Origin of the sequence: Kitasatospora azatica KCTC 9699 (assembly GCF_000744785.1) — a bacterium.
Classification (GTDB): Bacteria; Actinomycetota; Actinomycetes; order Streptomycetales; family Streptomycetaceae; genus Kitasatospora; species Kitasatospora azatica.
The window spans coordinates 55,827-80,981 of record NZ_JQMO01000003.1; the positions used below are offsets into that span (position 1 = coordinate 55,827).

The window sequence follows — 25,155 nt, forward strand, 5'->3', positions numbered from 1 at the left end:
TCTCGCTAAAGCTTCACGAGTCTCGCGTCGGCAGTAGTGCATGGCCCTCGCGTGCACAGTTGGCGCGACCGCAGTCAAGCATTCGTTGCTCTCCTGCCTGTTGTTGCCGAATTGTCGGCAGGCTGGCCGCCCTTTGGGCGGCGGTCCTTTGGCATCGACGATTTTCATGCTGCGCCGCCAGCGTGATCGCTTCCGCTGCCTGGAGGCCGTTGAAGATCGCGAGCGGCTCCGCACTTCGCTATGCCGGGTCTTCGAACTTGAGGGGGGTGCTGTGGTGACGGACAGGCTTGCCGGTCACGTTGCGCGAAGCAGTGAGGGTGCGGGCGCCCGGGAAACAAGTCGCCCGCGATCCTTCGTGGTCCTGGTTGTTCTCCATGCAATCGATCATGAAACCCTGGGAACGGTCTAAACGATCATTTCGGGTTCCTTCATTGCTTACTTCGACATCGTTTCTCAGCGATATTCCGGGTTCTGGAAGTCGAACCGGCACCCGGCGTCCCACTGCGACCGCTGGTTCCCGTGCGCCAGGACACCACCGGCGTCCTTGAGCAGCCGGGCCAGATGCAACAGGTTCCACGTCATGAACGTGGTGTTCCTGTTGGTGAAGTCGTTGGTGGGACCGCCGGAGCCGGGGTCGAGATAGGACGGGCCTGGTCCGGCTTCTCCGATCCAGCCCGCGTCCGCCTGCGGCGGGATCGTGTATCCCAGGTGCTGCAGGCTGTACAGGACGTTCATGGCGCAGTGCTTGACGCCGTCCTCGTAGCCGGTGATCAGGCAGCCGCCCACCCGCCCGTAGTACGCGTACTGGCCAGCGTCGTTGAGCAGGCTCGAGCAGGCGTAGAGCCGCTCGATGACCAGCTTGGTGACCGAGCTGTTGTCACCCAGCCAGATCGGCCCGGCGATGACGAGGATGTCGGCGGCCATCACCTGCTGGTAGATCGACGGCCACGCGTCGCGTTCCCAGCCGTGCTCGGTCATGTCCGGCCACACCCCGGTGGCTATCTCATGGTCGATCGGCCGCACGTGCTCGACCTGGACATCCTGCTTCTCCATGATCCGCGCACTGAGGTCGATCAGACCCTGCGTGTGGCTGCGCTCCGGGCTCTTCTTCAGCGTGCAGTTGAGGAACAGTGCACGCAGGTCGTCATCGCTCATACTCCTCAGTGCGGCCGGTGCCTCGAACGTTACGACCTTGGGTGAAATTGGGGTCTGGGCGTGTTGGCCTGGCGGTTCGGCTGGCGGGTGATCAGCAGACGGTGTCGCGGGCGAGGACGAGTTCGGTGCTCGTCCGGCGGCGGGTCGGGCGTCGTGCGGAGCGGTCGGAGACCAGCCCGGCGATGGCCAGGTGGGTTTGCGGGTAGTCCTCCCGACGCCCGGTGTACCGCTGGAGGGGCCGCCACTGCTTGTACTCGGCGTTGGTGTGCTCCACGCAGATCCGCGCCGAGGACTGGCGTCGCCGCATCTCGCGCCAGGCGCGCTTGTCTCCGTCGCAGGCGTCCCCGGCCGGCTTCTTCGGAGGGGCGCTGACCTGGCCGGGGAACTCCTTGGCCAGGCCCTGGTATCCCGAGTCGACCTCGGCTTTCACCGCCGGATACTGCTGGAACTGCTCGGCGATGCCCTCGGTGCGAACAGCGGTCTGGTCGTGCATGCGGCCCGGGCGGACGACGCCGGAGAAGAGGGTGCGGCCCGGGCGGACGACGCCGGAGAAGAGGGTGCGGCCCGGGCGGACGACGCCGGAGAAGAGGGTGCGGCCCTGGTGGTCGCTGAAGGTGGTGGTCTTGATCGTGTTCTGCTTCTTCTTGCCGGACACGAACGCCTTGCGGCCCGGGCGCCCCGCGCGCGGGCGTCGGACCTGCACCTCGGTGCCGTCGATGCGCAGGTCCACGCCTTCGGCATCGGCATAGGCGAAGACATCTTCCAAGGTCCGCAGTCTGAGGCCGGGCCGGTCGGGCACCGCGAAGCCGCGGGCTGCGAGGAGAGGCCTGACCTGGCGGATCGCGGCGGAGACCGTGGAGCGGTCCACCCGGTACAGCTCGGCCAGGGCGGCGTGCGGCAGGCCGAGCCGCAGGTGGACGAGGGTGACCAGCAGCCGGTCGACGAACTCCAGCTTCGGCTTGCGCCCAGCGCCCTCCGCCCGGTGCCGCTTGCCGCCCCGCTGCCGATCAAGGGCCGACTCACGCCGGGCCCACCAACGCGGCGACAACTCCTCGATCAAATCGCCGAGATGTGCGCGAGAGACCCCGGACGGGGCAGGATGGGAGCAGGCCGCACGGGCCCAGGTAAGCGTCACAACTCACCCAACCCGTGCGGCCCTTCTCACGTTACGGCCCCACCAGCACCGGGACTCTTCATCCCCAGGTTGTAAGCTGATCCTCCCTGTTGACGGTGGGCAAGGAGCGAAACGAATGGCGGGCGCCCGCGAATTACCGCCGGACGAGGCACTGGTCGAGCGTCTGCGTGACGGTGACGAGGAGGCATTCGCCCTGGTGCTGGACACCTGGTCGGGTGGGATGCTGCAACTGGCCATGTCGTTCGTGTCGACCAAGGCGACCGCGGAGGAGGTCGTCCAGGACACATGGCTGGCGGTCATCAAGGGGATCAGCGATTTCGAGGGCCGTTCGGCCCTGAAAACATGGGTGTTTCGGATTCTGATCAACACGGCCAAGGGGCGCGGTGCCAAGGAGAGCAGGACCGTTCCCTTCGCCAGTCTGCTGCCCGAGGAGGAGGGGCCGACGGTGGAGGCCTCACGGTTCCGCGACCCGGGCGAGCGACATGCCGGACACTGGGCCATCGGGCGGGAGCCGCGGAATTGGCACATTCCCGAGGACTACGTGCTGCGTGGTGAGGTCCGCGAGTTGATAGGGCAGGCGCTCGACGAGCTCCCGTCCCGCCTCCGCACGGTGGTCACACTCCGCGATCTCGCAGGGTACGGCTCGGAGGAAGTGTGCTCCCTGCTCGGGATCTCGCCCGGCAACCAGCGGGTCCTTCTCCATCGGGCCAGGGCCACCCTTCGGCGTAGGCTGGAGGACTACTTGTCCGATGCCCATGACGTTGCGGGAGCGAGGGGGGACGACCGTGAACTGTGTTGAATTCGTGGAACTGGTGACCGATTTCCTCGGGGGCGCTTTGTCCGTAGCGGACGAGCGGCGATTCGTCGAGCACTTGGCGGAGTGCGACGGCTGCGAACGCTACCTGGATCAGTTCCGTCAGACGATCGCCATCACTGGCGAACTGACCCCGGACAGTATTTCACCCGACGCCAGGCAGCAACTGCTCACTGCCTTCAGGGACTGGCGGCGGCCGTGATCTCCCGCCGCCTGCGGTAGGACTTGTCGAGAACCCAAGCTGCCACGTACACCGGAGTGCCAGGTCACCGCCTGGCCTACCCTGCACCGACCAATCAGTCCGTTGCTCCCGCGGCGGTTCCTTCAGCTCCCGCGGCGGTTCCTTCAGGGCGTGCCGCCGCCCATGCGGGGGTACGGGGCGGGCCGCGACAAGTCGGCCGTCCTTGATCTGGCAGCCCGTCAGGGGTGAACGGCTGGATCCACGCGGTCGTCCACGGATGTTCCTCGTCCTCGTCGGCGCACCTGCGCCCACGGATTTGCAAGGCTCACGACGCGCTTCCCCTTCGTCGGACGTGAGCGGGGCAACTGTGGTCTTGCCGGGTGGTGTTGAGCGACGTTCGCTGTGGTGATCTGTCCGGGGTCGATCGCGGTCAGGATTCCGTGCCTGGTCAGGCGCTTGAGCTTGGTGCGGATGTCAGTCCACACGATCGAGCGATCAGAAAACCGGCAGAAGGTCACATTCCGCTCTCTGAGGTCCGGCGGACGGGGCCGTCGATGAATTAGTGGGTTGATTTGTCCTCGCGGTCTGCGGCTGTCGCGTGCATGACGTAGTTCGCGAGGTCGCTGGGGTCGATCAGGCGGGCGGGGATCGGTTCCGGGTGGTGTCCCAGGTCTTCCAGGATGGGGCGGACCTGCTTGATCAGGGCTCTGATCTGGTTCTCCCCGACGCGGAAGAGGTAAGCGGTCAGCGAGCGGGACAGGCCGCGCTGGTCGAGGATGGCGGCCCAGATGATGTTCTCTGTGGTCATCTTGCGGTGCCGGGGCCGCTCCTTGGGCGGCAGGGCGTCCAACCGGTCGCGGACGCTGACGGTGAGTTCGTCCAGGTCATGGCGCTCGATGCCGGTCAGCAGGGGGTGGGTGGCCAGGGTCGCGCCGAAGGTGTGCGCGTGCCGGGGGTGGGATCTGGGGCCGGGCGGGTGGAGCGGGACGTCGGGGATGCCGGGCTGGGGCGGGATCGTGTAGTTCCACTCCCCGTGGAAGTCTTCCGGGCGGATCGTGAGGGCGGACGCGTGTTGTTCGCTGATCTCGATGCCGGTGGGGTAGCTGCCGGTGTCCAGGCGGGCGGTCACGGTCAGTCCGGTGCGGGTGGTGGTCGCCGAGATGAGGTTCAGGGCGGTCTCGTAGCTGGTCAGCGGGTGGGAACGCCAGTTGAGGGAGATGAAGGAGAACAGGCGGTGCTCGACCCGGTTCCACTTCGAAGTCCCCGGAGGTAGGTGGCACACGCTGATCTCCAGGCCGGTCTCGGTGGCGAGAACGGCGAGGTTGGCCTTCCACGCCTTGGCGCGGGAGCTGTTGGAGCCGCCGCCGTCCGCGGTGATCAGCAGGCGTCTTGCCTGTGGATAGGCGGGCCGCCCTTCCTCGGTCCACCAGCGGCGCAGGCTGGAGACGGCGAACGCGGCGGTGTCGTGATCGGTGCCCACCACGACGAACCCGGTATTGCGGCCCAGGTCGTAGATGCCGTAGGGGATCGCTGTGCCCGTGGCGTGGGAGGGGAAGTCGTGGTCGAGGACCTTGACCGGGGCGCCCGGCGGGGCCCACTCGCGTCCGGGCCGGGCGAAGAGTCCGATCTGCTCCTTCTTCTTGGTGTCCACGCTGATCACCGGATCACCGGCCTGGAGGAACTCGGCCACCGTGGAGTTGAGATGCTGGAACTGCGCGTCCCGGTCTGGGTGGTGGCTGCCGGCCAGCACCCGCGCGTTGCCGCGCAGGCTGAACCCGGCCCCTTTCAGCAGGGCCGCGACAGTGTCGCGGCCCACCTTCCTGCCCTGGGCGGCGAGTTCATCCGCGAGGCGGCGCAACGACTTCGTCGTCCACGTCAGGGGCTTCATCGGATCGCCCTGTGTGCTGTCCTCGACCAGCGCCAGCAAGGCCGGCACCAAACCTGGGTCCCTGTCCGCCAGGGCCGGGCGGCCCGCACCCGACCGCCGTACCCGCCCGTCCGGTCCCTCGCCCGCATCGAGTTCGGCCAGGCCACGGCTGACGCGGCCTTTCGAGACGCCCGCAGCCTGTGCCACCGCGGCAATCCCGCCGTGCCCGAACTGCCGGGCCTCCGCCGCGTACAGGATCCGGCGCTGCCGCTCGTTCAAATGCGGCGTCACCGCCTCGAACTTCGCCCGTAACGACTCCACCGATCCATCAAAGCGCCCCATGCCACATCAACGAGCCCAACTACCGTAAGCAACCCACTAATTCATCGACGGCCCCGGACAGGGTCAGATCCAGGTGTAGTTCTCGTCCGTGATCGGCTCCAGCTCGAACCTGTGCACGGGGGCGGTGGGCGCGTCGAGCTCGGCGATCTGCTTGCCGATCGGCGGGAAGAGCGGCAGGCCGTCGACCTTGCGGTAGTCGTGCCACTCGACGGCACCCACCTCGTGGCTGCCGTCGGGGAGCTCATCGAACTCCTGGGTGGCGAGCCCGGCGCGGACCTCGGGGGTGACGTGGAGCCGGTAGATCAGGTGGAACTTGCGGGGCGGCGGGGTCGGGCCGGGCCGGCTGATCCGGGCATCGGCCATCCAGATCAGCTCCGGCTCGGTGGACGCCTGGTCGCGCCCGAGGCCGAGTTCTTCTTCGAGCTCGCGGCGCACGGCCTCGCGGTAGTCCTCGCCGTCCTGCACGTTGCCGCCGATGGTGGTGTAGTGCACGGAGTCGGCCCGGTCCCGTCGCAGCAGCGCGATGTCGTCGCCGCAGAAGACCAGCCCGGTGACGCGGACCTTGATCCTGCTGAACGGCTCGGGCGTCGTCGCTTCGGTGGTGCTCATGGGGTTGGTTCTCCTCAGTGGGGATGGTGGTGTGCTTGCGGTTTCCGGCGAGCCTCCCGACTCAACCGCCGGAAGGAGTCGGTGTGTTGAGGTACCTAGCTTGCCCCGGGAAAGCCATGGGTGGTGCGCGCGTCGGCCTGGGCGATGTGTTCGATCTCGACGCCGGTGAGGGTGAAGCGGCGGAGCCGGCAGCCGACAGCCGGTGGAGCGCATCACGGGGGCGAGGTGGCAGGGGTCCATCTCCTCGATGAGGACGGTGGGCTGCTCGGTCGGCGGGTTCTTGCGGCCGGTGATGGCCAGCGGCAGGCGGCTGTCGGTGTAGGGCAGCGGGGAGATCCGCCAGATCGGGAGCCGCAGACGGTGGATGGCCCAGCTCGGCGACTACGCGAGCGCGCAGAACCACCTCCAACCACGCGCTCGACATCCACGGCCTCGACCGGCGCCGCACCCGCGCCATCGTCCTGGCCGACCTCGGAACCGTCCGGCTCCGCCACGACGACGTGGACGACGCCATCGCCTCCTGGAACGACTTCCTCGACTGCGCGGACGGCATCCGCTCGATTAAGACCGACCGGCAAAAAAATGGGGGCGGCGTCGCAGGCCGATCTCCCGGCGGCGTTCGAGGACGGAGATGACCATGGTGTTGGCCACTCCGATGCCGCCGACGAGCAGGGCGACTCCGGCGAGGCCGAGAAACAGGGCGGAGAAGTTGGCCTGCGCTGCCCGTTTCGCGGCCAGGGCGTCGGAGGGGCGGCTGACCTGCGCCATGCCGGGCAGTTGGGGGTAGACCGTGGCGGGCAGGACGCTTCGGACTGCGTCGATCGCGTTCTCGCGGGCCTTGACGTAGATGACCGTGGGATGTCCGTCGAAGTGCAGCTCGGTGCGTGCGGCGTCCAAGCCGACCAGAACGGACCGGTCGATGTCCGGGGACAGTGGTGTCGTGGCGAGGATGCCGATACGGGTGGGCGTCTACTTCGTCCTGGCCCTGGCACTTTTCCCCGGTCTGGGCTTCGCGCGGGTGTGGGACGAGCTCATCGCCGGACTGCCGGGGCATCTGCGCCTGCACCCCTCGGCACGCGCCCTGGGGGAACTGCGCCGACGCCTGGGACCGACCCCGTTCCGGGATCTCTTCGAGGTGCTGGCGGGGCCGCTGGCCTCGCTGCACACTTCTGGAGTCCGCTACCGGCACTGGCGAACCGTGGCCTTCGACGGTTGCAGTCCGGTCCGGGTCCCCGACCAGCCCTGCTTGCGGGCATGGCTGGGCAAAACCCGCAATCAGCAGGGAGACGCCGGCTATCCCGCGATGCGGCTGACGGCGCTGTGCGAGACAGGGACCCGCGGGCTGCTCGCGGCGCACTTCGGACTCTGCAGGTGCTGGTGGCCCAGAGTCGTCTGATTTCATTGCACGATAAGGGAATCAGATGTTCTGTGACGTCGGTGACCCAGGCGCGATTCGAACACACGACACGCGCTTCAGGAGAGGTCGAATCCATCCGGATCGACGAGCCCCCTGGCCTGCGGCGGAGCGCCGCAGGTCGGCCCGACCGAGCAAACTTGGCCGCGTATGTGCCGTAGACCTGTGCCGGAGCTCGACGGAGCGCGGTCCGCCGCCCTGGCACCGTGACGCCCCCGTCGCGCCGCTCTGGCGTTGCGATGGGGGCGCCGACTCACATCTTTGAGGCAGTGAGGGTTTCGGGGGGCTTGCCAGGCCGGGCGCGCGAGCACCCGACCATCAGGCGCCTTGGCGCAAGCGAGCGGGCGGGCGGTCTGGCACTCGCGTAGGGCCCCACGGGTTTTACTGTTTCACCGTCCTGGCCCCAGCTTCACCTGCAGCGGCGACCTCAGCCTTCAATATTTCCAGCGCATCCCTGTCCAGGCTGATAGCGGCCAGATGTTGTGAGACGTATTGGCTAAGCTCAAAAATTTCGCGCACGAGCCACTCTGCACGCGAGCCGGAGGGATGGTTGTCCAGCTCCGCCTGGTATTGGTTGATATCCTTTTGCTGAATTGCGACGAGAATTTCGGTGTTGCTTATATGGTCTTGGAGCGCCTTCCATTTTGCCCATGCATTAATGCCAGCCTGATTGAGTGCAACTATGCTATTCACTTTAGGCATAACGCCCGCAAGATTTCCGCCTGCCTTCCTGGTATTCGCCCACAATACAGCAGCTATACCTACGAAGGCTGCGACCACGTATTCCTCGAATACAAACCGCTTGTCCAGCTTGGCTCTCGACTGGGTCTCTGCCTTCGCCTCAGTCCGCGCCTGAGCAGCGTTGGCGGTGACTGACGAACCGGCGACCAGGATCGCGAATGCGGTAGCAACCGCCACTATCAGGCGCTTCATGGTCGCGCTCCTTCGTTTCATGGTGGCTCCTTCGTTTCGTTGAGCTGACTCGTTCCCGTCACCCGGAAAACCAGTGATCAGGCATGCCGTACTCTTGAAGCCGATCACGCGGTGGCCGCCGCCATGTCCACGACACACCGCTATTCAGCCGCACTTTGCCGTGGGCTCCGGATACAAGAGCGCGGCCGCTGGGACATTCATCCGGTTGCACGGCCAAAAATGCAATGCACCGGCCGTCGCCCAAATGACTTGTCGAAGCGAAATCTGTGCCCCTTACCGGCAATGCAACTGTACGATCCGCAGCCTGAGTCTGAACAGTGAAGGTTTGAGATCTTGCTGCAAAGTCACTAATATTGCGGTCCTCGGTGTGCGATCTCTCGGTATGGTGGCGGTAGGGGTGAGTGCAACGTCGCTTCCGTTGATTGATCTTGGTGGGGTAGGGTCTCGTGCTTGTGGCGCGTGATCACATAGCCGGGGACATCTTCCCGGAGCGGGTCCGGATGGGCTGCTGACCAGGACGTTCACGCCGGAGCTGGTGCATCAGGCGGTCGAGGGGACCGGGGCGTGGGAGGAGCGCACGAAGGCGCTGCCGAGCACGCTGATGGTGTACTTCACGCTGGTGATGTGGCTGTTCACCGGGCATGGCTACGGCGGGTGCTGCGCGAGCTGCTGGAGAACGTCCCGCGGCGGGCGGGTGAGAAGTGGACGCGTCCGGCCCGGACCGGCTCGGTCACCAAGGCGCGTGCCCGGCTCGGGGCGGCGCCGCTGCGCTGGCTGTTCGACCAGGTCGCCGGGGTGGCTGAGTCGGGGCGCCGCGGGGGCATCTGCGCGGCGAGCACGGCACCGCCGATGGTGCCGGGAGCGGTGGGACCGATCTCGCAGCCGTCGATGCCGGAGGCGGTGGTCACCTGGTTGCGGGCGCTTTCCAGGGCGACGGTGAAGCAGGCCAGCGGCACCTTTCTGCTACCGGGCCGTCAGATCACCCAATTCCGCTGAATACCCAGGGCCAGCATGACCTTCAGCGTGCCCGCCAGGGGCGGTGACGCCGAGCCGCGCAGGATTCCGGTGCCGCGTGCGAGGACCGCCTCGACGGTCAGGAATTCGATCTCGAGCAGCGCGCGCACTACGTGAAGGCCCGGTGGGTCGTGCGCTCAATGATCTCCAGGTCTAGCTCGCGCCGCAGTTCCAGCTGGTACTTCGGCCACGGCTTGTCCGCGGTCGCGCTCGCGAGCTCAAGGCCCGCGGCATGTCTGATGACGAAGTCGATTGACCCGCCGACCAGCTGACCATCACCGAATATGTCCTGAAGGGGTTCCTCGACCTTGGAAGGCGTGCGCTCCTTGAGCCACTCTTCGCCGATCTGAGACCGCCACACATCGACGCCGATCCCGTCGAGCTGCTCGGTCTTGAGGATCTCGAAAGCCTCAGTCCTGCGCCACACCGTCGATCCGCCGTGCGGGCGCAGGTCGAGCTGGAACATCTGCGCCCAGTTGATGTCACCCCGTAGGCGCGCGATCCGCTGTGCGCGCCGGAGGCTGGCCGCGAGGGGAACGGACTCAAACTCGTCCAGTGCCTGGCGGGTTAGCTCCATCAGATGCTCGATGCTCGTCAATGCCGTCTCCTCGGGCCGATCGGCCCGTACTCGCGGCTGAGGGCCGCTCCGGGCCGTTGGCCCCAGCGTAAATGTGTCCGAAGACAGCACCGACACATCGATCTCACCTACGGTTGAGCTGGGCACCTACGCCGCACGCCACGAGATCGGCGTCGACGGCCCGCTGCGCGAGTTCTACCTGTGCAGCCCCTCGAGGTGGCCGGCGAGGACGATCTGGTCACCGAGGTCGGCTGGCCCATCTTCCGCTCCAACGGCTAGCCCGGAGTCCGCCCAGGTGGACGCCACCGATGAGTTTTGGCCCTCCCGTGCGTCATACCTACATGGACGGATCGATGGTGAACGCCGCGCGCGCCGGCGACCAGGGCGCTTTCACTCGGCTCGCCGAGCCGTACCGTCATGAGCTACAGGTGCACTGCTACCGGATGCTCGGCTCGGTCGAGGACGCCGAGGACGCCGTGCAGGAGACGTACCTGCGGGCCTGGGCCCGGCTGGACAGCTACGCCGGGCGCGCCCCCTTCCGGGCCTGGCTGTACGGGATCGCGACCCACGCGTGCCTTGACGCGCTGCGGCGGCGCAGGGCGCGGGTCTGGTCGACGGACGTGTCCGCGCCGGCCGACCCGCGCGACGCGCCGGCGCCGCCCTTGGACGTGCCCTGGCTTCAGCCCTATCCCGACCGGTTGTTGGAGGCGCCGGCGTCGCCGGACACGGAGCCGGAAGCGGTCGTCACCGCCAAGGAGACGATCGAGCTGGCCTTCCTCGCTGCCATCCAGCAGCTGCCGGCCCGTCAGCGCGCCGTGCTCATCCTGCGCGACGTGCTCGACTGGTCGGCCAAGTCCACTGCGGCCAGCATGGAGATGAGCCAGGCAGCGGTGAACAGCGCGCTGCAGCGCGCGCACGCGACGCTCGCCGAGCATCTGCCGCCGGACCGCGCCGCCTGGACCTCCGCCCCCAATGCCGACGAGAGGGCACTGCTGGGGCAGCTGATCGCGGCCTGGGAGCAGGCCGACACCGCCGCGCTGGTCGGGCTGCTGCGCGCGGACGCACGGTTCGTGATGCCGCCGCGGCCGACGTGGTTCGCCGGGCGGGACGACATCGCGGTGTTCCTGCGCGACCACGTGTTCGACGAGCTGGGCACGGACTGGCTGCTGCTGCCGACGGCGGCGAACCGCCAGCCCGCCTTCGCGATGTACCGGCGTGCGCCCGGGAAGCCGCTGCACGAGCGGTTCGGGATCGGGGTGCTCCGGGTCCAGGACGGCGCGGTCGCCGAGATCGCGACCTTCCTCCAGCCGCAGGTGTTCGCCTCCTTCGCGCTGCCCACGGCGCTGCGACGCAAGGCCGATGGCAGCGTGGAGGCCGGGTGATGGACGGCGAGGAGCAGCTCTCCTTCCTCGGCACACGCTGCCCGGGAGGCTTCAGGCTGCGCACGAGGGTCCTGGAACCCGGGGAGGAACTGCCGTTCCGGTCCGCCGACTGGGAGGACGCGCTCGTCGTGGTCGAGATCGGCGAGCTGGAGATCGAGTGCCGCAGCGGCGCGTCGGCGGGCTTCCAGCAGGGGGCGGTTCTGGAGTTCGCCGGGCTGACACCGCGATGCCTGCGCAATCCCGGCGACGGGCCGCTCGTTCTCACTGCCCTGTCGCGAGCCTGATCCTGGCCGGGCCGGCGGCGGAGCGATGAATGACGGGCCGCCGTCGCGTCACACAAGTGACCATGTTTCCGGGACTGAGGATCCCCATGAACACCACGACGCCCATCCACCGCTGGCGGGCCTTCGCCGTGCTCGCCGTTGCCTTCTTCATGACGATCGTCGACCTGACCATCGTCAACGTCGCACTCCCCACCATCGGGCGCGACCTGCGCTTCTCCGAATCGAGCCTGCAGTGGGTGGTGACCGCCTACGGCCTGGCCTTCGGCGGCCTGCTGCTGCTCGGCGGCCGGTCCGCCGACCTGCTCGGCCGCCGCCGGATCTTCCTGCTCGGGCTGGCCGTCTTCACCGGCGCCTCGCTGGGCTGCGGCCTGGCCCGCAGCGACACCTTCCTGATCGTCATGCGGGGCGTGCAGGGAACCGGCGCGGCGATCGTCCTGCCGGCCGCGCTGTCGATCGTGATGACGATGTTCCCGGAAGGGGCGGAGCGCAACAAGGCGCTCGGCCTCTGGGGCGGCCTGGGGGCCGGCGGCGCCACCGTCGGGCTGCTCACCGGCGGCCTGCTCACCCGGTACGCCGGCTGGGAGTACATCTTCTTCCTCAACGTCCCGGTCGGCCTGGCGGCGCTGGCGCTGGCCCCCCGGATCGTCCCGGAGAGCCGGCTCCAGACCGACCGCCGCAGCTACGACCCGCTCGGCGCCCTGACCGTGACCGGCGGCCTACTGCTGCTCGTCTACGCCATCTCGACCGCGCCGCAGGACGGCTGGGCGACCCCGAAGACGATCGGCTCGCTCGTCGCCTCCGGGGTGCTGCTGGCCTCCTTCGTCCTGGTCGAGGCGCGGGCCCAGGCGCCGCTGCTCCCGCTGCGGCTGCTGCGGTCGCGGCCGGTCGCCGGTGCGAACACGGTCGGGCTGCTGCTCGGTGGCGGCTTCTTCGCGTTCATCTTCATCGGGACGCTCTACATGCAGCAGGTCCTGCACTATTCGGCGCTGATGGCCGGGACGGCGTGGCTGGCGGCCTCGCTGACCTCGGTGGCGCTTGCCGGGCCGTCGCAGGTGCTGGTGACGCGTATCGGGGCGGGCCCGGTGATGACCGTGGGCATGGGCCTGATCGCCGGCGGGACGGCCTGGGCGACCGCTGCAGGGGTGCACGGGAGCTTCTGGGCCGACCTCGCCGGGCCGTTCTTCGTGGCCGGCGCCGGGACCGCGTTCACCTTCATCCCGATCTCGATCGCCGGCCTGACCGGGGTCGCCGAGCGGGACGCCGGGCTCGCTTCGGGCCTGCTCAACACCACTCAGCAGCTCGGCGGGGCGATCGGCGTCGCCATCGCGTCCACGGTCGCCGCCAGCCACACCGCAACGCTGGCCGCAACGGGCCAATCGGCTGCGGCGGCGCTCACCGGCGGGTTCCGGGCGGCGTTCTGGGTGTGCACCGTGATCGCCGCGCTGGCCGTCCCGGTCGGCCTTCTCATCCCGCGCCGGACGCAGGCGCCGCCCGAGCCGGTCACCCCGGCCGACGCGGCGGCCGTCAAGGCCGCGGCGGGCCGACCGCCGGAGTTCAACACATCGACCAGGAGGATTCCCAATGATGTTGTCAAGCCGGAGTGGTGACTCCAGGTGACTGCATCAGGCTGCGGCAGTTGCTTGCCGGTCAGCGGCTGTCTCGAAGGTGCGGTGGTCGCGTATGAGGGCCCAGAGCACATTGAGACGACGGCGGGCCAGGGCCAGCACGGCTTGCTTGTGGGACTTCCCCTCAGCCCGTTTGCGTTGGTAGAAGCGCCGAGACTCGGGACAGTGGATTGCGGCGGCCTGGGCGGCGAGGTAGCACATCCGCAGCAGGCGCCGGCTGTAGCGGCGAGGGCGTTGCAGGTTGCCGCTGATCTTGCCCGAATCGCGGGGAACCGGGGCGAGACCGGCGACGCCGGCGAGCCGGTCGGGGCTGCCGAAGGCGGCCATGTCGCCGCCCGTGGCGGCGATGAACTCGGCTCCGAGCGTGTCGCCGATGCCGGGCATGCTGGTGATCACTGCGGCGTCGGGGTGCTCGCGAAACCGTTCCTCGATGAGGGTGTTGAGCTGGTCGATCTCCTCATCGAGGGCCATCACCTCCATGGCAAGGGTGCGGACCATCCTGGCGGCGGTCTTCTCACCGGGCACGACGGTGTGCTGGGCCTCGGCGGCGGTGAGCGCGGTGTTAGCGGCGCTCTTGGCGTTGGTGACGGTGCGGACGCCGTGGTTCTTGAGCCAGGTCGTCAGCCGGGCCCGGCCGATCCGCCGCAGCGCGGAGGGCGTCTGGTAGCCGGTCAGCAGGATGAGCGCGGTCTTGGAGGTGCTGTAGTCGAACGCCCGCTCAAGGGCGGGGAAGTACTCCAGCAGCTGGGCGCGGAGCCGGTTGATGGCGCGGGTGCGGTCGGCCGACAGGTCCATACGGCGGGCCGTCATGATCCGCAGGTCCACCGCGATCTCGCTCGTCTCGGTCAGCGGCTGCAGATCACGCCGCATGCGGGCGGTGTCGGCGATGACGAAGGCGTCCTTCGCGTCCGTCTTCCCGCTGCCCCGGTAGGCGGCCGAGGCGTGGTGCACGGTCCGGCCGGGGATGTAGAGCAGCTTCTGCTCGTGGCTGACCAGGAGGGCGATCAACAGGGCGGCGCCGCCGGAGTTGAGGTCGACCGCCCAGGTAACGGGGCCTCCGTCGGCCAACTCCAGGACGTCGCCGAGCAGTTCGAGCAGTTCTGGCTCGTTGTTCGGCACCCGCCGGGAGAGGACCTTGTTCCCGTCCGTGTCGATCGCCGTGCAGTGGTGCTCGCCCTTACCCGCATCTGTCCCGGCCCACAGTTCGGGCACCCGGTCCTCCTCGCTCGACGTGCGTGTTCACGGTCCCAGCAGACGACCTCGCCGACGTGTCCATACGAGCGATCTTGTTCCGCGCATCCCAATCAGCGGCCGAGTCGTCGCGGGGTCCCGGCGGCCAATCCTCCTAAGCCACATCAGCGGCAACAGCATGGAAGCCACACCAGGGACCCCTGGGCGTCCCGATCTTACGAGTGATCCGAATCAACCCACGATGAAAGGTATGGACAGCATGAGTGGGCTGTCGGACAGGACCGCCGTCGTCGTCGGGGCGAGCCGCGGCCTGGGACGCGGGATCGCGACCGCCCTCGCCGGGGCCGGCGCCACCGTGGTCGCCGTCGCCCGCAGCCGGGAGGCGCTCGCCGAACTGGCCGAGGGCGCCGAGCGCGTCCGGCCCGAAACGGCCGACGCCACCGACCCCACCGTGGCCGGCGACCTCATCGGCCGCTACCAGCCGGACACGCTCGTCCTGGTGGCCGGCGCGACCCCGCACCCGCGCCCGCTCCAGCAGCACACCTGGGAGACCTTCTCCGTCAACTGGGAGACCGACGTGCGGATCGCCTTCCACTGGCTGCGCGAGGCCCTGCTGAAGCCCTTGCGCCCCGGCAGCCGGGTGGTCGTGATCAGCAGCGGCGCGGCGGTGGCCGGGTCGCCGCTCAGCGGCGGGTACGCCGGGGCCAAGGCCACCCAGCGGTTCATCACCGGGTACGCGCAGGAGGAGGCGCAGCGAGCCGGCCTCGACATCACGTTCACCGCGGTGCTGCCCCGAATCACCCCGATGACCGACCTCGGACGGCCGGCGGTGCGGGCGTACGCGGATCGCTACGGCATGACCGAGGACGAGTACATCGAGCAGCTGGGCCCGCTGGTCACCCCAGAGGTCGCGGGCGCCGCCGTGGTCGAGCTGGTCGGGTCGGACGCCGCCGGCATCGCCCCGGCCTACCTGCTGACCGGCGCGGGGCTGCAGAAGCCCCCCTGACGCGGAGGGCGGGGGCGGGGGCGGCGCCGGCGCCCGGCTCACGAGCGTCCCCGGCATCGGCCCCTGGACGTGGACGGCGGCCGAGACCCTGCAGCGCAGCAACGGCGGCCCGGACGCCGTCTCCGTCGGCGACTTCCACCTGAAGAACACCGTGGGCTGGGCGTTGGCCGGCCGGGCGCGCAGCACCGACGAGCAGGTGCTGGAGCTTTTGGAGCCCTACGCCGGGAATCGGCACCGGATCTGCCGTCTCATCCGGCTGGCCGGCGCCCGCGCTGCCCGGTTCGGCCCCCGGCTCGCTCCCCAGGAGCACCGGTTCCACTGACCTGCGCCCTCGCGGGTGGCAGTCTGGTTGCCATGTGCGGCCGCTTCGTCTCCACCACCGGTCCCCAGGACCTCGTCAGCCTCTTCGGTGCCTCCCGCTGGGATCCGGAAGAGAACCTCGACCCCAGTTGGAACGTCGCGCCAACCGACCCGGTGTGGGCCGTTCTGGAGCGTCTGGACCGCGAGACCGGGGAGATCATCCGGCAGCTGCGGCCGTTGCGCTGGGGCCTGGTGCCGTCCTGGGCGAAGGACCCGAGCGTCGGCGCCCGCATGATCAACGCCCGCTCCGAGACCGTCCACGAGAAGCCCGCCTTCCGCAAGGCCTTCGCCACCCGGCGGTGCCTGCTGCCGGCCGACGGCTACTACGAGTGGGTCGCCATCGCCGCCACCGAGGCGAAGAAGGCCTACAAGCAGCCGTACTACCTGGCTCCCGCCGACGGCAGCCTCATGGCGATGGCCGGCCTGTACGAGTTCTGGCGCGACCACACCCGGCCCGACGACGACCCCCTGGCCTGGCTGACCACGACCACGGTCATCACCACCCAAGCCCGCGACGACGCCGGCCGCGTCCACGACCGCATGCCGCTGGCGATCGGCGCCGCTGACTTCGACGCCTGGCTCGACCCCGAACACAGCGACCCGGCCGAGCTGCGCCGGCTCCTCCACACCCCCGCCGACGGCCACCTCACGGTGCGCCCCGTCTCCACCGCCGTCAACAGCGTCCGCAACAACGGCGCCGACCTCCTCACCGAGGCCCTGGACGCACCACCGCTGAACTGACCTACTGATCTGGCGGTCTCCGACACGTACGTCCGCACAGTCCGCACCTCGTCAGAGCAGCGGCCGGTCCTGGTCGAGGCCGCGCAGTGCCCGCCAGACCGGCTGGCGCAGGCGTCCGGCCTTGGTCCAGTCGAGGTATTCGACCTCCGCGGTCAGCTCGGGGCGGGTGAACGCCAGCAGTTCGCCCCGGGGGATCCCGGCCACGGGCGTGGTGAAGGGCGACACGGGGGTCTGCAGGCGTCGCAGGAGAGCGGCGAGGGCGCGGCGTTCGGCCGTGGCGAAGCCGGTGCCCACCCTGCCGACGTAGCGCCGGCCGTCGGCAGTGGGGATGCCGCACAGCACGGCCTTGACCACGGTCCCGGCCGGCCCGCCGGCGAGCCAGCCGCCGATGACGACGTCGGCGGTGCGCAGGTTTCTTGGCGGGGGTACCCGATTCGAAGGGTGCGGAATTCGACGCGCTCACCCGAAGGTGGCTACGGTCGGTGACATCAGGCGCTCGGTCTGCGACATCGCGCTTGGAGTCAACACCAGCTTGGCTCTGTGGGCAGCCGGGGCGGCTATCGCGGCATGGCGCCAACGTCATGTGAGGGAACCCAGACCGGTGAGGTCGAGGCCGCCAGACCGAGGTCGTTCAAGGTGGTGTCGTCGCCCGAGAGCGCCAGCAGGAGAAACCGGGCCATGCCCATGTCGTAGCGGTGCCAGCCGCCGGGGAACGCGCCCCGCAGCCACACCACGACGGGCCAGCGGTCCGGGTCGTCCCCTTCGGTGAGCCAGAAGCAGTGGTCTCCGTTGTAGTTGCTCGCCCAGCACAACAAGCCGTTGGGCTCGGGGTAGACGGGGTATGGGCAGAGATCGAAGGAGTCCTCCCGCATCTGCTTGAACGCGGCCCCGGTATCGCCGGTGAGTCGGTTGACCATACGGGAGAGGGCTCCGACGCCGATGGGTCGGTCGGGCAGCGGCCGCGGGGTCGCGATGCTGAGTTCTGCCCGGAGCTCTCCGGGGCCGAAGAGATCGACGAATGCTCGGTAGTCGGTGGGAAGGTGGATTCCGGCGACTTCCTGGGCCTGGTCCCACGGAAGCAGCGGTTCAGCAGTCCCCGGGTCCAGGCCCACATCTCCTGCTCGACGCCGATGGGGTCGCCCGAGCGCAGGACCCGGCCCCGCAAGATGGTGTGCCGAAGCGCGAAGTACGCGGACTCGTGGTCCCACCGCTGGTGGTAGAGGCCGACGAGTGCGTCGGCCGGGTAGCGGCGGGCATCGGTCAAGGTCGTCACAAGGCGGTAGGACCCGTTGAACGAGGTGCCGTTGTCGCAGGTCACGGTGATCCGAGCTTCCACGACCCGGACCGGGACGGTGCCGAGGACGGACAGGTAGGAGCCGTCCGCGAGCCGGGCGAGGATCGGGGTGCGGCGGTTGGCGCGCAGGCGGCCCACGAACTGGGCGCCGGTAGTGGCCACGGCAGCCAGGAAGGCGTTGGCGTCGAAGCCCCTGTCCCACAGGACCAGCATGTCCGGGCCCAAGTGGTGCAGCAGTCGGCGGGCGTAGGCGGTCTCCCCGTCGCTGGTGGTGCCGAAGACCGCACCGATCAGGGCCCGGGTTCCGGTCTCCACCAGGGTCATCAGCTCCAGCATCGGGTAGCCGCCACGGCTCTGTGTGCCGAACCGGTCCACGTTCCGGTCGCTTTCGGGCAGTTTGATCGAGCTGCAGCCGTCGAAGGAGACCGTCCGGAACGGGCCGAACCGCACTCCGGGTGTGGTCGGCCGTGCCAGCGGGCCGGCGAGGACCTCGAACAGGTGGCGGACCGGCGCCGCACCCACCCTGCGGCGCAGGTCGCGCAGGGCTTTCGCGGTCGGCGACGCGACTTCCAGGCCGGCGCCCGTCAGCGCGGCGGTCAGCTTCTGCCACACCAGCCGGTAGCCGACCTCCGGGAACAGGCACATCGCGAGCAGGAAGTAGACCCCGACCCGGGTCGGCAGTCCCGCAATCGGCGCTGCACGCACCGGGTCTCCTCCAGGACCGCGTCAACCAGGTCGAACGGGACGACCTGTGTCAACTCGCCCAGATGGCCTGGCCCGAACTGGCCAGCGGCCACCGTGAATTGGTGGGACACCGTCGTCACACCTGGCGGCAGGGCACAATGAGTTACAAGCAACGGGATTCCTCGGCGATCAGCAGTCTTGGCGGACTATCTGATCAACGTCGATCCCGTTGCCGCGTTTCGGCCGACGTCGGACCCCCTTGCCACCAGAGCAAATCCGTTAACTACCCGGCCTTGGATCAAGCCCAGTCGACGAGGAGCCGTCTGCCGTGGATGGTCAGCCGGGCATGGCGGTGGGGCACGGGAAACCTCTGGGATGGTGCAGAATCTGATGCGGAGCCTGGGTTCGTGCCGAGGCCGCCGATCTGGTGATCGACGTCCTCGGGCGACAGAGGATGAGCCTTTGTGGGCGGTGAGTCAGGCCGGGGCTGTCTGCGCGCCCCACTGGATCTATTCGGCCCAGGCATGCTCCAGCTGGGTGCGGAAGGTGGCGGGCTTTCGCCCGATCAGCTCGGCCAGCGTCGAGGCGACGGCGGTGAACTCGCCATTCCGCGCCGCTGCGAAGATGCTCAGCATCAGGTCGGCGATCGGGGCCGGGGCGCCGTGCGCCAGGACCTGCTCGCGGAAGGCGTTGTCGGGGACGACAGTGCGGGTGAAGGGCCGTCCGGTGACTTCGGTCGCGATCTCTGCGACGTTGCCGAAGTCAAGTACGGCCGTGGCGGTGAGCGGCGGGGTGGGCCCCTCGAAGCGGCCCTCCTCGGTGAGGATCGCCGCGGTGGCCTCGGCGAGGTCGTCGTGGCCGGTCCAGGCGACGGGACCGTCGGCGGGGAGGGCGATGTCGCCGGTGTGGCGGGCGGACTCCAGAAACTGCAAGGCGCTGGAAGCGTAGAAGCCGTTGCGCAGCGCGGTCCAGGGCAGGCCGGTGGCGCGCAGCAGGTCCTCGGTCTGGGCGTGGTCGCGGCATGCCTGGAAGCGGGAGTCGTGGGCGGCGCCCATCTGGCTGGTGTAGAGGATGCGGCCGGCGCCGGCCTTCACGGCGGCGTCGATGGCGGTGCGGTGGCCGGTGACGCACTCCTCGCCCGTGCGGTCGAGGGAGACGAGGAGCAGTTGCTCGGCTCCCTCGAAGGCATGCACGAGCGAGGCGGGGTCGTCGAAGCTGCCCTGCCGGACGCGGACGCCCCGGTCGGCGAGGTCCTGGGCCTTGCGGGGGTCGCGGACGCTGACGCCGATGCTGTCGGCGGGGACGCGCTCCAGGAGGCATTCGACGGTGCGCCGGCCGAGCTTTCCGGTGGCTCCGGTCACGATGATCATTGGGTTCTCCCAGCGATGTTTCCAGTGGAATCGATTCAACAGTAACACTGGAAATTCCGGTGGAACCAAATCGTCGATATCATCGGTTCATGGTTAGACCCGACTCCACCGACAGCCCTCGCCGCCGCATCGTCGAGGCGGCCGTCGAGCTGCTGGAGAAGGGCGGCCCCGACGCGGTGAGCACCCGCGCGGTCGCCGCCGCCGCCGGAATGCAGCCGCCGGCGATCTACCGCCTGTTCGGCGACAAGGAGGGGCTGCTGGAGGCGGTCGCCGAGCACGGTTATGGGCAGTTCCTGGAGAGCAAGCGCGCGCAGCTCGACCTCGCCCCTGAGGACCCGGTGGAGGGGCTGCGCCGCGGCTGGGACTTGGTCGTGGAGTTCGGGGTCTCGCGCCCCGAGCTGTTCGCGGTGATGAACAGGGCCACAGGTCGGGGCGTGGACATGGCACACCGTGCGGGCCTGGAGATCCTCTACGGCCGGGTGCGCCGACTGGCGGCCGGGGGGTGGCTGCGGGTCGACGAGGAACTGGCCGCCCAGGTCATCCAGGCCACCGGGCAGGGCGCGGTCACCACCTGGCACTCCACTCCCGCGGACCGCCGCAATCCAGAGCTGCTGGCCATCCTCCGCGAGTCCATGGTCACCGCCATCACCCGCGTCGAACCGACGGTCCCCGCCACGGAGACCGGCCCTGCCGCGGCGGCCCGCGCACTGCGCGCAGCTCTCCCCGACGACGCCGATGTCCTGAGCGACGCCGAACAGCACCTGCTGCGCGAGTGGCTCACACGCCTGGCATCGGACGGCGGCGCTCGCATACCTGATCGCGCGTCAGGAGCCCTCGCGCAGATTGGACCTCCCGAGGAGATCGTTTGATGAGACGGCGTCCACGAGATGAGACAGTGGGCGGCCACACGGCGCCGGCTGGCTTTCCCTCGCCCACACAGTAACGACTACTACCGTGCTGAGTCACATGAACCCGGTGCATCGCCCGCGCATCCTCAAGCGGCCGGACGCGGCCTCGGGTTTAGCCGTCATCCGGCACGGAAGCAGGTACCTGTGCAGGTAACACGTGGCAGTCGAGGCGGGCGGCGATCTCCGAGCGCGACGGCGCGGCGCTGCCAGATCATCGCGGCCGCCGTTGTACTACGGCCTGCGCGCCGCCGGCATCAGCGTCTTCGTCGCGCTGCTGGCCGGCGCCTTCCTGCCGGCGCTCACCACGGCGGTGCAGTGGCTGCGCACCCGCAGCCTGGAGGGCATGGCGGGATTCATCGCCGGGACCATGCTGCTCGGCGTTGCGGCCGCGCTGGTCGGCGGCAGCCCCCGGTTCCTGCTGGCCAAGGACGGCTGGCTGACCGGACTGGCCGGGTTCTGGTTCCTGATCTCGATCAGGGCCAAGCGCCCGCTGCTCTTCCACGGTGGCCGCCCCCTCCTGGAGGGGCGGTTCCGCTCCGACGGCACCTCCTGGGACGTTCTGTGGGAACGCGAGCCGGCCTTCCGGCGGATCTGGCGTGTCTCGACTGCGGTCTGGGGTGCCGCGATGCTGCTCGACGCCGCCGCGCGGGTCGTGATGGCCTACGCCCTGCCGGTGGACCTGGTGCCCGGCCTCGGCGCGCTGCTCTGGCCGGTCACGCTGCTGCTGTTGCAACTGGTGAACGGCGTCTACTACGAGGTGGCCGGGCTCTGGCGGCTGACCTCCGGTACGGCCGCGCGCTCGGCGGATGGCTGAGCACCCGCCTGCTGTGCTCCAGCCACGCCAGGCAACCAGCCGCTGAGCCTGGGCACGGTAGTTGGCACCGGCGAGGAAGCGTGAGCTGGCGGTTCCCGGACGACGGGACACGCTTGGTGGAAGCAAATGGCCACGTTTCTTGCAACCAACCGCGAGTTGTCGGTTCCTCCAGGGAGGCCTACCGGGACCGTACGCCCGACCCCCGACACCAGGCCGCCCACTGTGACGTTGCACAGCGTCTCCGCGCCGCTGCCCACGATCCCGTTGCCCAGCAGCGGATCCGCCAGGGCCGGCTGCGCGGCCGCCCCCAGAAAGGCGCCCAGCGACAGCAGCAGCACCAAACGGCGCGTCACGACGCCTGCCTGATCGTCGTCCAGCCCGAGAGGTTGAAATGCGCGTCCCCGGGGCGGCGACCTGAGGCTGGGTCTGCCCGCCCGCCTGCGAGACCGCGGCGCTGGTCGCCGCCGAGGACAGCTTCCAGTCCTTGTTCTCCCACACCGCACCCAGCGTCGAGATGACGTGGGAGTCCTTCTCCGCGTCCGTCTCGCCCGCCTTCTGCGCCACCTTCGTCAGCAGCCACGCCGTCACCCGGGTCGGCGAGGACTGCAGCACCTTGTACCCGACGACGTTGGAGCGCACGAACGCCCCCGCCGGCAGCGGCTCGGTGGTCGCCAGGCCCCTCGCGGTGCGCTGCTGGACCTCAGTGCGCTGGGCCTGCTCGCGGATGCGCTGCTCGTTGGCGGCGCTGCGGTCGCCGGCGGCCATCTAGGCGGTGCAAGTCGCCAGTTGCTGGCCGGCCAGCGTCGTGGTGCCCTGCATGTTGGTGCTCGACGCGGCGGTCAGCAGGGCTATCGCCCTCCTCGGTGGTGTCCCGGGAGCCCGGTCTGGGCGCCGGCGGCGCTCGTGGTGGTGCCGCGCAGACGCGCCGACCGGCGCGGCGACTCCACCAGACCGTCCCCATCTGGAAGGGGTCTGCTGGCCATGGGCATCTGGGGTGGCGGCCTCCCGGGGGTACGACCTGGTGCAGGGTTCACAGATGGCGTTCAAGCAGTGCAACCGCCCAGCCGTATCCGCCGTTCTTGCGGAGGTACTCCACGAGGACGTGCCGCGGCGGTTGGTTGCTGCGGTACGGGTCGGCGCAGGCGCCGGTGTACAGCCCGCCACCGGGCCCTGCGTACAGCCCTCCGCCCGGGCCGGTGTAGAGGCCGCCGCCCGGGCCGGTCGACAGTCCGCCGCCAACACCGGTGTGCAGCCCACCTCCCGCTCCGGCAGAGAGGCCTCCGCCAATACCGGTGTACAGCCCGCCACCAAGGCCCGCGTACAGCCCGCCACCGATACCGGTATAGGCGCCGCCGCCAACGCCCGTGTAGAGCCCGCCACCGATACCGGTGTAGAGGCCTCCTCCGACACCGGTGTATCGGTCCCTGGGCCACGTATTTCTGTTCGTCATGTCGGCACCGTATCGTCCAGGTCCGACATTGTTCGATGGGCTTTCAGAAGAGGTGTGCCGTTTTGGGATTGCTTGCCCAGGCCGGTTGACGGGCACGTGCGAATCGGTCAGCGGTCGGGCCGTAGTCCGGACGGCAGATCGGCGAGGATCCCGAACGGGCCGGTCAGCCAGCCGCTCGCCCCCATTGCACACACCCGAATCCGGTCCTCGTCCTCCGTCAGGTCCAGCTGGTGGATGGTGGCCCGGGCGTCCGGCGGGTACGCCCGGGCCTCGCAGCGGCGGCGCCCCTCGGCGGTGGCCCGCAGCGAGAGGACGGGCTGGTCGGCCCCGTTGCCCGACGGCAGCAGCCACGTCGCCGGGTCGGTGACCACCTGCGCCGGCTCCAGGCCGGTGACCGCCGGGCCGTCCTCCTGGACGAAGCTCGTGCTCAGGGCCCGACGCACCGTCAACCACCCGTCCGCGACAAGTCGGCGCGTCGCCGCCGCCAGTTCCGGCACGCGCTCGAGCTCTTCCACGGGCGACGCGTTGCGCCGCCTGGGCACCTCGGGCGAGCCCGCCCGGCGCAGCACGGCCGTGACGTGGTGCCCGCGCGGCAACCCCCGCCGCTTCCCTACCGGTCGAGATCAGGCGACAGAAACCTGCTGGCAGTCAAGATCGAATGGCAAACGGTCAAGGTCCCCTGTCAGAGGACACTGACTGACGGGGCGCCCGCGCCACAGATGACACAGATGACGCACGCGGGCTCCTCCACCAGGGCAAACACGACCCTCAAGACACAGGCGAAACAGGGCGAAACAGACATACAAGGACGGGCTGCCGGAACGAAAAACAGCCCGCCACAGCCTCCCGATCCGCCACCTCGGCACAGCGGGTGAGCCTGCGTCAGGCCTGCGTGCCGTTCTGGACCCCGTACGCCCAGCCGTGAGGCACCGGGTTCCCCTCATCGGCGCGCAGCGCCTCGTAGCTCCGACCGGGGTACCAGATCGTCCACAGTGAACGAAGCCACCCAGCACCTGATGCCGGCCCGCGCGCGGCAGCGGCGAGTCCGGCGACTCACCGTGGCGCAGCGGACGCACGCTCACCGCCGCTGCCACGCCCGACTGCTGGGCCGTCTCGCCGAACGGGTCGCGAACGTCTCCTGGGTGTGGACGACCGCGGTGAGACGTTCGGTCTACTGGTTCAGGGCTGCGGCGGGTAGCGGTTCTACGCCCACGATCCGGCGGATCCGGCTGGGCTCGACGAACACGGAGACGCGGCGTTCTCCAGGGATGCGCCATTCGTAGCGCTCGGCGCCGAGGTACTTGTGGGCGAGTACGTCCATCTGCTGCTCGGCTTCCGGGCCGGTCACGAAGCGGACGGCTTGGCCGTGGATCTGGACGCGGTCGTAGGGGTCGGCCTGGTCGGCGTTGGACAGGCACACCCGGGGGTCCAGGCGCAGATTGCGCTCTTTGACGCGGCCGACGGTGGTGTTGAACCACACCAGGTCGCCATCGAGGTGCACCCACATGGGGGTGACGTGCGGCGATCCGTCGCCCGAGGTCGTGGCTACGAACCAGAAGCGGGGTTCGCGCACCCGGGCTCGGAGTTCTTCCGTCCAACCGCTCACAGCCACCCCCAGCGAGATCTGACGTTGTGTCAGGCTACCTGGCCCCGCCGAATGACGCGAGAGTGGCGCTGAGCCGTGACGGTCCCACTCCACCTGGTCGGGCGCCGCGATCCCGGCGGTCGGCGAATCGCGGATCGCCGGCCAGTCGGCTTGCTCCGCGTCGAGCAGCGCATCGGCCCGCTCTCGGCCGCGGCCCAACTCCGGCCGGGCGGTACGGCCGTCGGGCTCGGCGGCGCCGCCCAGTCGGCGGGCCTCGTCGGTGCACCCCAGGGAAACGGGGAAGCGGCGCTCCACGAAGTCGGCCGCTCGGCGGCCTCTGCGGGGCGCTCGCGGCCGCGCGGCGCCACTGGAGCAGGCCGGCGCCCGCTCCAGTTGCTCGGGCCAGTGGCTGCGTCCGAA

25 protein-coding genes and 4 pseudogenes are annotated in these 25,155 nt (G+C 69.4%); 13 read left to right on the forward strand and 16 right to left on the reverse strand.

Translation table 11 applies throughout. From position 1 onward, the window contains the following. Window positions 1-453: 453 nt before the first annotated feature. Together BR98_RS11455 and BR98_RS11460 are read right to left on the reverse strand one after the other, a co-directional pair. Window positions 454-1,155, reverse strand: coding sequence for a flavodoxin family protein (locus BR98_RS11455; RefSeq protein ID WP_051969667.1), 702 nt, complete (start codon window positions 1,153-1,155; stop codon window positions 454-456). A gap of 91 nt (window positions 1,156-1,246) precedes the next feature. Further along, window positions 1,247-2,290, reverse strand: coding sequence for a transposase family protein (locus BR98_RS11460; RefSeq protein WP_063774779.1), 1,044 nt, complete (start codon window positions 2,288-2,290; stop codon window positions 1,247-1,249). A 115-nt stretch (window positions 2,291-2,405) separates the two neighbouring features. Here BR98_RS11460 and BR98_RS11465 point away from each other — a divergent pair, with 115 nt between their 5' ends. Continuing rightward, window positions 2,406-3,089, forward strand: coding sequence for an RNA polymerase sigma factor (locus BR98_RS11465; RefSeq protein ID WP_035844119.1), 684 nt, complete (start codon window positions 2,406-2,408; stop codon window positions 3,087-3,089). A gap of 4 nt (window positions 3,090-3,093) precedes the next feature. Further along, window positions 3,094-3,306, forward strand: a complete 213-nt coding sequence (locus BR98_RS11470) for a zf-HC2 domain-containing protein (RefSeq protein ID WP_232247370.1) — start codon at window positions 3,094-3,096, stop codon at window positions 3,304-3,306. Between the two features lie 538 nt (window positions 3,307-3,844). Here BR98_RS11470 and BR98_RS11475 read toward each other — a convergent pair. The 3 genes and pseudogenes from BR98_RS11475 to BR98_RS11485 form a co-directional block, all read right to left on the reverse strand. Next, entirely contained in the window at window positions 3,845-5,494 is a 1,650-nt protein-coding gene (locus BR98_RS11475; RefSeq protein WP_407639401.1) for an ISAzo13 family transposase, read from the reverse strand. Window positions 5,495-5,557: 63 nt separating this feature from the next. Beyond that, window positions 5,558-6,103 (reverse strand): NUDIX hydrolase, encoded by a 546-nt coding sequence (locus BR98_RS11480; protein ID WP_035844125.1) that lies wholly within the window; start codon window positions 6,101-6,103, stop codon window positions 5,558-5,560. 591 nt (window positions 6,104-6,694) lie between these two features. Then, a pseudogene (locus tag BR98_RS11485) lies at window positions 6,695-7,066 on the reverse strand (ABC transporter permease); the annotation flags it as partial. Here BR98_RS11485 and BR98_RS11490 point away from each other — a divergent pair. Continuing rightward, window positions 7,053-7,466, forward strand: a pseudogene (locus BR98_RS11490) (transposase domain-containing protein); the annotation flags it as partial. The pseudogenes BR98_RS11485 and BR98_RS11490 overlap by 14 nt on opposite strands. A 432-nt stretch (window positions 7,467-7,898) precedes the next feature. Here BR98_RS11490 and BR98_RS39200 read toward each other — a convergent pair. Further along, on the reverse strand, window positions 7,899-8,450 hold the full coding sequence (locus tag BR98_RS39200; protein WP_157537672.1) for a hypothetical protein: 552 nt from the start codon (window positions 8,448-8,450) through the stop codon (window positions 7,899-7,901). A 535-nt stretch (window positions 8,451-8,985) separates the two neighbouring features. On the opposite strand from BR98_RS39200, the pseudogene BR98_RS37800 reads away from it, so the two are divergent. Beyond that, window positions 8,986-9,446: pseudogene (locus BR98_RS37800) on the forward strand (transposase domain-containing protein). Here BR98_RS37800 and BR98_RS39205 read toward each other — a convergent pair. Next, window positions 9,425-9,574, reverse strand: a complete 150-nt coding sequence (locus tag BR98_RS39205; protein ID WP_157537674.1) for a hypothetical protein — start codon at window positions 9,572-9,574, stop codon at window positions 9,425-9,427. The pseudogene BR98_RS37800 and the gene BR98_RS39205 sit on opposite strands and share 22 nt — an antisense overlap. After that, window positions 9,574-10,062 (reverse strand): hypothetical protein, encoded by a 489-nt coding sequence (locus tag BR98_RS11500; protein ID WP_035844133.1) that lies wholly within the window; start codon window positions 10,060-10,062, stop codon window positions 9,574-9,576. The genes BR98_RS39205 and BR98_RS11500 overlap by 1 nt, the downstream gene beginning before the upstream one ends. Window positions 10,063-10,394: 332 nt before the next feature. On the opposite strand from BR98_RS11500, the gene BR98_RS11505 reads away from it, so the two are divergent. From BR98_RS11505 to BR98_RS11515, 3 genes are all read left to right on the forward strand, one after another. Beyond that, window positions 10,395-11,423 carry an RNA polymerase subunit sigma-70 gene (locus BR98_RS11505; RefSeq protein WP_198042200.1) on the forward strand — a complete coding sequence of 343 codons (1,029 nt, stop codon included), beginning with the start codon at window positions 10,395-10,397 and terminating at the stop codon, window positions 11,421-11,423. Beyond that, complete coding sequence (locus tag BR98_RS11510; RefSeq protein ID WP_035844138.1) at window positions 11,423-11,707, forward strand: hypothetical protein; 285 nt, start codon at window positions 11,423-11,425, stop codon at window positions 11,705-11,707. The genes BR98_RS11505 and BR98_RS11510 overlap by 1 nt, the downstream gene beginning before the upstream one ends. 86 nt (window positions 11,708-11,793) lie before the next feature. Further along, a complete protein-coding gene (locus tag BR98_RS11515) occupies window positions 11,794-13,314 on the forward strand; it encodes an MFS transporter (protein WP_051969670.1) in 1,521 nt (506 codons plus the stop codon). Window positions 13,315-13,329: 15 nt separating this feature from the next. Here the strand turns inward: BR98_RS11515 and BR98_RS11520 are convergent, their stop codons facing one another. Next, on the reverse strand, window positions 13,330-14,544 hold the full coding sequence (locus BR98_RS11520) for an IS110 family RNA-guided transposase (RefSeq protein ID WP_035840023.1): 1,215 nt from the start codon (window positions 14,542-14,544) through the stop codon (window positions 13,330-13,332). Window positions 14,545-14,773: 229 nt separating this feature from the next. Between BR98_RS11520 and BR98_RS11525 the strand changes: the two genes are divergently transcribed. From BR98_RS11525 to BR98_RS11530, 3 genes are all read left to right on the forward strand, one after another. After that, on the forward strand, window positions 14,774-15,529 hold the full coding sequence (locus tag BR98_RS11525) for an SDR family NAD(P)-dependent oxidoreductase (RefSeq protein WP_232247372.1): 756 nt from the start codon (window positions 14,774-14,776) through the stop codon (window positions 15,527-15,529). A gap of 151 nt (window positions 15,530-15,680) precedes the next feature. Next, a complete protein-coding gene (locus BR98_RS42530) occupies window positions 15,681-15,851 on the forward strand; it encodes a hypothetical protein (RefSeq protein ID WP_198042201.1) in 171 nt (56 codons plus the stop codon). Between the two features lie 32 nt (window positions 15,852-15,883). Beyond that, window positions 15,884-16,630, forward strand: a complete 747-nt coding sequence (locus BR98_RS11530) for an SOS response-associated peptidase (protein ID WP_035844141.1) — start codon at window positions 15,884-15,886, stop codon at window positions 16,628-16,630. A gap of 51 nt (window positions 16,631-16,681) precedes the next feature. Here BR98_RS11530 and BR98_RS11535 read toward each other — a convergent pair whose 3' ends face one another. From BR98_RS11535 to BR98_RS11545, 4 genes and pseudogenes are all read right to left on the reverse strand, one after another. Next, on the reverse strand, window positions 16,682-16,984 hold the full coding sequence (locus BR98_RS11535) for an ATP dependent DNA ligase (RefSeq protein ID WP_035844144.1): 303 nt from the start codon (window positions 16,982-16,984) through the stop codon (window positions 16,682-16,684). Window positions 16,985-17,261: 277 nt separating this feature from the next. Continuing rightward, a complete protein-coding gene (locus BR98_RS37805; protein ID WP_324606705.1) occupies window positions 17,262-18,260 on the reverse strand; it encodes a transposase in 999 nt (332 codons plus the stop codon). Window positions 18,261-18,473: 213 nt separating this feature from the next. Continuing rightward, window positions 18,474-18,748 (reverse strand): annotated as a pseudogene (locus BR98_RS37810) (transposase domain-containing protein); the annotation flags it as partial. Between the two features lie 369 nt (window positions 18,749-19,117). Next, window positions 19,118-19,978, reverse strand: a complete 861-nt coding sequence (locus BR98_RS11545) for an SDR family oxidoreductase (protein ID WP_035844149.1) — start codon at window positions 19,976-19,978, stop codon at window positions 19,118-19,120. Window positions 19,979-20,067: 89 nt separating this feature from the next. Between BR98_RS11545 and BR98_RS11550 the strand changes: the two genes are divergently transcribed. From BR98_RS11550 to BR98_RS11560, 3 genes are all read left to right on the forward strand, one after another. Beyond that, window positions 20,068-20,847, forward strand: coding sequence for a TetR/AcrR family transcriptional regulator (locus tag BR98_RS11550; RefSeq protein WP_051969671.1), 780 nt, complete (start codon window positions 20,068-20,070; stop codon window positions 20,845-20,847). A 196-nt stretch (window positions 20,848-21,043) separates the two neighbouring features. Further along, complete coding sequence (locus tag BR98_RS11555; protein ID WP_157537678.1) at window positions 21,044-21,700, forward strand: VC0807 family protein; 657 nt, start codon at window positions 21,044-21,046, stop codon at window positions 21,698-21,700. Between the two features lie 484 nt (window positions 21,701-22,184). After that, window positions 22,185-22,469, forward strand: coding sequence for a hypothetical protein (locus BR98_RS11560; RefSeq protein WP_035844150.1), 285 nt, complete (start codon window positions 22,185-22,187; stop codon window positions 22,467-22,469). A 261-nt stretch (window positions 22,470-22,730) separates the two neighbouring features. On the opposite strand, the gene BR98_RS41975 is transcribed toward BR98_RS11560, so the two are convergent. From BR98_RS41975 to BR98_RS39215, 3 genes are all read right to left on the reverse strand, one after another. Next, the gene (locus BR98_RS41975; protein ID WP_083976483.1) at window positions 22,731-23,150 is read right to left on the reverse strand and encodes a hypothetical protein; all 420 of its coding nucleotides are present in this window, start codon (window positions 23,148-23,150) and stop codon (window positions 22,731-22,733) included. Window positions 23,151-23,257: 107 nt separating this feature from the next. Further along, on the reverse strand, window positions 23,258-23,665 hold the full coding sequence (locus BR98_RS11565; RefSeq protein ID WP_157537680.1) for a hypothetical protein: 408 nt from the start codon (window positions 23,663-23,665) through the stop codon (window positions 23,258-23,260). Between the two features lie 656 nt (window positions 23,666-24,321). Next, window positions 24,322-24,756, reverse strand: a complete 435-nt coding sequence (locus BR98_RS39215; protein WP_035851677.1) for a PPOX class F420-dependent oxidoreductase — start codon at window positions 24,754-24,756, stop codon at window positions 24,322-24,324. Window positions 24,757-25,155: the final 399 nt, after the last annotated feature.

Bases quoted from the DNA above. Each gene is read 5' to 3' on its own strand.
- BR98_RS11455 (WP_051969667.1), bottom strand. From the start codon at position 1,155: ATGAGCGATGACGACCTGCGTGCACTGTTCCTCAACTGCACGCTGAAG.
- BR98_RS11465 (WP_035844119.1), top strand. From the start codon at position 2,406: ATGGCGGGCGCCCGCGAATTACCGCCGGACGAGGCACTGGTCGAGCGT.
- BR98_RS11475 (WP_407639401.1), bottom strand. From the start codon at position 5,494: ATGGGGCGCTTTGATGGATCGGTGGAGTCGTTACGGGCGAAGTTCGAG.
- BR98_RS11480 (WP_035844125.1), bottom strand. From the start codon at position 6,103: ATGAGCACCACCGAAGCGACGACGCCCGAGCCGTTCAGCAGGATCAAG.
- BR98_RS39200 (WP_157537672.1), bottom strand. From the start codon at position 8,450: ATGAAGCGCCTGATAGTGGCGGTTGCTACCGCATTCGCGATCCTGGTC.
- BR98_RS11505 (WP_198042200.1), top strand. From the start codon at position 10,395: ATGGTGAACGCCGCGCGCGCCGGCGACCAGGGCGCTTTCACTCGGCTC.
- BR98_RS11510 (WP_035844138.1), top strand. From the start codon at position 11,423: ATGGACGGCGAGGAGCAGCTCTCCTTCCTCGGCACACGCTGCCCGGGA.
- BR98_RS11515 (WP_051969670.1), top strand. From the start codon at position 11,794: ATGAACACCACGACGCCCATCCACCGCTGGCGGGCCTTCGCCGTGCTC.
- BR98_RS11525 (WP_232247372.1), top strand. From the start codon at position 14,774: ATGGACAGCATGAGTGGGCTGTCGGACAGGACCGCCGTCGTCGTCGGG.
- BR98_RS11530 (WP_035844141.1), top strand. From the start codon at position 15,884: ATGTGCGGCCGCTTCGTCTCCACCACCGGTCCCCAGGACCTCGTCAGC.
- BR98_RS37805 (WP_324606705.1), bottom strand. From the start codon at position 18,260: ATGCTGGAGCTGATGACCCTGGTGGAGACCGGAACCCGGGCCCTGATC.
- BR98_RS11545 (WP_035844149.1), bottom strand. From the start codon at position 19,978: ATGATCATCGTGACCGGAGCCACCGGAAAGCTCGGCCGGCGCACCGTC.
- BR98_RS11550 (WP_051969671.1), top strand. From the start codon at position 20,068: ATGGTTAGACCCGACTCCACCGACAGCCCTCGCCGCCGCATCGTCGAG.
- BR98_RS41975 (WP_083976483.1), bottom strand. From the start codon at position 23,150: ATGACGAACAGAAATACGTGGCCCAGGGACCGATACACCGGTGTCGGA.